The sequence below is a fragment of the Neobacillus drentensis genome, assembly GCF_036966985.1.
Taxonomy (GTDB): Bacteria; Bacillota; Bacilli; order Bacillales; family Cytobacillaceae; genus Neobacillus; species Neobacillus drentensis_E.
In genome coordinates this window covers 1-5359 of sequence record NZ_JBALSN010000308.1, presented here as the reverse complement: position 1 = coordinate 5359, position 5359 = coordinate 1, and the positions used below count along the sequence as shown (strand labels likewise).

Genomic DNA, 5359 nt, shown 5'->3' with positions numbered 1-5359 from the left:
CTCTCTGACGGGTTGGGTCGGCATGGGGTATCGAGTCAATTAGGCCTTTCGTATAATGGTGGGCAGGATGTAAGAATATTTCTTCACTCGTAGCAATCTCAACCAATTGTCCCAAGTACATCACACCAATACGATCAGAAATATGACGAACAATATTTAGTCCGTGTGCAATAAATAGATAAGTTAAGTCCCTCTGGCGCTGTAATTCTTGTAATAAATTTACAATTTGGGCCTGTACAGATACATCTAAGGCCGAAACAGCTTCATCTGCTAGAATAAACTGCGGATTCAGTGCAATGGCTCTTGCGATTGCTATCCGTTGGCGCTGACCTCCTGAAAATTGGTGAGGATATTGATCGAAGCTGTTACTATTTAATCCAACTATTTCTAATAACTCCTTGACTCTTTCTTCCTTTTCTTTCACACTAAGTGACTCATGAACTTGAAGGGGCTCACCAATGATATCCCCTACCTTCCAACGGGGATTTACTGATCCATACGGATCTTGATAAATCACCTGCATATCCTTTCGCATTTTACGTAATTCGTTTGAAGCAAGTTCTGATAAATTCTGTTCTTGAAAAAATACCTTTCCACTGGTCGATTTCTCTAACTGTAAAAGAACACGCCCCAAAGTGGACTTTCCGCTTCCAGACTCCCCTACAAGACCAAATGTCTCCCCTTTTTCGATTGTAAAGGACACATTGTCGACCGCTCTTATATAGGAAGGATTTCGAGAAAATACACTCTTGCCAATCGGATAATATTTGCTCAATTCTTGAATGCTAAACAAAGGTTGACGCGTAGATTCTGAATTGGTTTGAACGACATTCTTTTCTGACAAAACCTCTTTGTTTATTTCCACTTCGGGATGTTTCCAATTATCAGTCATTACTAGTGCCTCTGCGTGCCAGCATGCGGTTTGGCGATCATTCACTTCTAACAATGGAGGTGATTCTACAGAACAGCGTTCAGATGCAAACGGACAGCGTGGATGAAACTGACATCCCGATGGTAGTTGAGTTAGCCCTGGTATTGACCCGTTAATGGAATAAAGTTTTTTACTTCTATCACGATCTAGTGTTGTAATCGATTGCAGCAGCCCATATGTATATGGGTGATGAGGCAACTCGAACAATTGTTTGACGCTCGCATGCTCGACAATTCGTCCCGCATACATCACAATAATACGGTCGGCTATTTCTGCAGCAACCCCCATATCGTGGGTAATTAAGAGAATCGACATTCCATATTCTTCTTTTAACTCCTGTAAAAGCTTAAGGATTTGTGCTTGAATGGTGACATCCAGTGCTGTTGTTGGCTCATCTGCAATCAGTAAATCAGGACCACAAGCCAGTGCCATGGCAATCATCGCCCGCTGTAACATCCCTCCCGACAGCTCATTCGGATATTGTTTCATTCGTATTTGGGCATCGGATATACCCACCTGATTCAGTAAATAGAGCGCACGCGCTTTCGCCTCTTGTTTACTAGATTGCTTATTTTCAAGGATTGTTTCAATAATCTGGCTTCCTATTGTAAAAACAGGATCGAAAGCGGCCATTGGTTCTTGAAAAATCATCGCGACTTTTTTCCCGCGAATGGATCGAAGCTTTTTTTGAGATAAATGTGTCAGGTCAATACCATCTAGCACAATCCTCCCATCCGCGATCTTTCCATTTTCATAATCAATCAGTCTCATGATCGTTTTCGATGTAACCGTTTTGCCACTTCCGGATTCTCCAACGATGCAGACCGTTTCGCCACGCTGAATATGCAAGACCACATCTTTAATGGCTGTAAGGTCTCCATTTTGATTGGTGAAATCCACTTTTAAATTCTGAATATCTAGCAGCTTTTCCATCTATTACTCTCCTTCATCTCATTCTGCTTGTTTTCGGATCAAAAATATCCCGAAGTCGGTCTCCAATAATATTTACGGAAAGAACAAAAAGAGTAATGGCTAGGCCTGGGAATGTGGAGATCCACCAGCCAACAGTTAAATAACCTCTTCCTTGGGAAAGAAGTGCCCCCCAATCAGGTATTTCCTTAATCACCCCAAGCCCCAGAAAGCTTAATCCTGAACCTATTAAAATAGAAGTTCCCAAACCAATTGTCCCCATGACTAAAAGTGGTGACCAAGAGTTCGGTACTATATGCCAAAGAAATATCCTCCATTTTGGTGTACCAATCGATCGTGAGGCATCCACATACTGCCGTTTTTTAATACTCATCATTTGGCCTCTCATCACACGGGCATACCCTGGGATCGACGCAGCCGCAACAGCTAAGACAATATTAAACAAGCTTGGTCCGAGAACAGCAGCTATGGCTAAGGCTAAGAGAATACCAGGGATCGTCATCAAGATTTCAATCAACCTCATAAAAATGACATCAATGAAGCCACCAATATATCCAGCAAGTGCACCTAAGGCCCCCCCAATAAATCCGCCAACGACTACTGAAGCAGCACCAATTAAGAGGGAATCCCTGCTCCCGTAAACCACAAGGCTAAACACATCTCTCCCAAAATAATCAGTCCCAAACCAGTGTGCAGCACTTGGGGCACTTAATATCAACTCTGTGTTCATAAATGTTGGCGAATAAGGTGCGATCCATTTAGGAAATAGGGCACTAGCAGTAATGAATAACATAATCAGACCAGAAAAATAGATAAATAGATTCGAAACAGTAAAGTTAATTTTAAAATTGGCTATATTCCATTTTGGAATCTTTAGTATTGCTTTGGTATTCGTCACTTCTCTCATTGTCATCACCCCTTTTTTGATTGTCATCTTTTACTGGGATCGGCGGACTCTCGGATCGATAATCGAGTACGAAAGATCCACTAACAAATTGACTATCACATAGACTATCGCGCTAAAGAAGACAACACCTTGAATCACTGGCAGATCTTTCGCCATGATCGCATCTGCTACAATTCTCCCAATTCCTTGTCTTGAAAATACCGTTTCAATGACCACCGTACCTGCCATCAACTCCCCAATATTCAGACCGATAATCGTTATTGCTGGAATCATTGCGTTACGAAGAGCATGACGATACATGACGACTCGTTCTGAGAGGCCTTTCGCACGCAACGTGATAATAAATTGCTCATTAATCACTTCCAGCATGCTATTTCGGACCATCCGAATAATCAATCCTGCACCGACAAAACCTAGAGAAAGTGATGGTAGCACAAGCGTTTTCCAACCCTCTGACCCCATAGCAGGAAACCAGTTCAATGAGACGGAAAAGATAAGAATGAGTAAGATCCCTGACCAAAATGTTGGCATGGATATCCCAAATAAGCCAATTAAACGTGCCATGATATCTATCCACTTATTCTGATAAATCGCTGACAACACTCCGAACGTAACCCCAATCACAACAGAAATTACGGCGCTAGCAAAGGTCAAAGCAAGGGTGGCAGGAAAATGTTCTAAAATCTTCGGAAGTACTGGTTCGCTATTAACTAACGATTGTCCGAAGTCGCCTTGCAGAATATTGGTGAAATAGTGAATAAATTGCATATAAAACGGTTGATCGAGCCCCAATTCCTTGCGCAAATTTTCAACCATTTCCGGTGTTGCCACAGAGGGATCAATCATAAATAGCACTGGATCCCCCGGCAATAAATAGTTGATGCAAAAGACAAGGATTAAGGAGCCAATAATCGATACTAATGCCGTCGAGATTTTTAGCATCATCTTATTGATTAATGTCACATGTATCAGCTCCTCTTCACTTTATTTTCCAATCGATACGTCGTTGAACAACGGATAACCTAATGCATCAAATTCAATTCCATTTACTTTCTTAGATGCAGCTACTGTATATGGGAAAACATAAATAGGTAAAATCCATGCCTCATCAATAATTTTTCGTTGCACTTTTTTATAAATGTCTTCCCGTTTTGCCGGGTCTGATTCTCCTGTTCCTTGTTCTAGTAATTGATCCAATTCTGAATTTGATCCTCCACCTAAGCCCTTAAATGCAGCCTCCTGTTCTGGAGTTTGTGTATGATAGATCGCACGCAGCGCATTGGGATCAGAATTTACTTGGCTATTTCCATACAAATCATAATCTGCATTTTGATAGACGACTGAGGCAACATCCTTGGTAATATTGATTTCCACTGCAATACCAATCTCTTTTAACTGTTGTTGAATGATAATGGCGATATCATTACGTTTCTCACGGTTAGGAGACCCATCTACATAATTCAATGTCAATCTCTTGCCGTCTTTTACTCGAATCCCATCCGCCCCTTTTTCATAGCCAAGTTCATCAAGGAGTTGATTTGCCTTTGTAATATCGGGCTTTACACTGCCTTCAAGCGATTGATCATATCCAAAAATTCCTGGTGACAGTGGTGACCATGCTCTCTTATACGTGTTTAGATACAGTGTTTTAACAATCGCATCCACATCGACAGCGAGCTGAACTGCTTTACGAACCTTGACATCCTTCCATGGTTCTTTTCTTTGGTTGAAGAAAAGCGTATACGGAAGCCCAATCGTATTCACTTGCAACAATTGGGTTCTTTGATCATTTTTTAATGAAAGGATATTTTGCGGCGGTACTGTTTCCGCTGCGAGAACTTGCTCACTTTGTACACTGCCAATTCGGGTTGCTTCCTCTGGGATAATTTTAAACGTAATTTTATCTATCTTAGGTGCACCTTTGTTTTCTACGATGGAAGGAGCCCATTTGTAGTCATTGTTTTTCTCCACTTGAATGTCCGCATTCTCTGTCCAACTGACAAATTTATATGGGCCGGTTCCGACTGGATTTTTACCAAACTGATCTCCATATTTCTCTGCCGCTGTTGGCGATACAATCCCAAGTAACCCTTGGCTTAGATTACTTAAAAACGATGTAGAAGGGGTCGAAAGGTTGATTTTTATCGTGTACTCATCAATGACTTCGGATGATTCATATGGTTGGATTAACGCTAACGCATTGGCCGCTTTGGTTTTTGGATCAATAATCCGGTCATAATTGTATTTCACAGCTTCCGCATTAAATGGTGTTCCATCGTGAAACTTCACATCCTGGCGCAACTTAAAGGTATAGCTTTTTCCATCCTCCGATACGGCCCATTCGGTTGCAAGCCATGGTTGAATCGTATTGTCGGGTGCTAGCACTACTAAACTATCAAATATCGTTCTAAAGGCCCGAACTGCTACCGCTAAACCGCTGCGATGAGGATCGAGCGTATCTGGTGAAGTAGCCAAGGCATATGTAAGCTCTCCACCAAGAGAAGCCTTGCCCTCATTCTTGCCGGTGGTTTCATCGCTGCCGCTCGAGCTTGCACCACTTGAGCAGCCAGCTAATAGAAGTACAAGAACGG

Annotated in this window: 4 protein-coding genes; all 4 read right to left on the bottom strand. The window is 41.9% G+C overall.

The window, feature by feature from the left end:
* On the bottom strand, window positions 1–1864 hold a 1864-nt coding region (locus V7659_RS19800), incomplete at its 3' end, for an ABC transporter ATP-binding protein (RefSeq protein WP_335541625.1).
* A 13-nt stretch (window positions 1865–1877) separates the two neighbouring features.
* Window positions 1878–2768 (bottom strand): ABC transporter permease, encoded by an 891-nt coding sequence (locus V7659_RS19795; RefSeq protein WP_335541623.1) that lies wholly within the window; start codon window positions 2766–2768, stop codon window positions 1878–1880.
* A gap of 30 nt (window positions 2769–2798) precedes the next feature.
* On the bottom strand, window positions 2799–3713 hold the full coding sequence (locus V7659_RS19790) for an ABC transporter permease (protein WP_420491748.1): 915 nt from the start codon (window positions 3711–3713) through the stop codon (window positions 2799–2801).
* Window positions 3714–3752: 39 nt separating this feature from the next.
* Window positions 3753–5359: ABC transporter substrate-binding protein (locus tag V7659_RS19785; protein WP_335541621.1), on the bottom strand; the 1607-nt coding region annotated here is incomplete at its 5' end.

Excerpts from the sequence above, each read along its gene's own strand:
- V7659_RS19795 (WP_335541623.1), bottom strand. The coding sequence starts at position 2,768 with ATGAGAGAAGTGACGAATACCAAAGCAATACTAAAGATTCCAAAATGG.
- V7659_RS19790 (WP_420491748.1), bottom strand. The coding sequence starts at position 3,713 with ATGATGCTAAAAATCTCGACGGCATTAGTATCGATTATTGGCTCCTTA.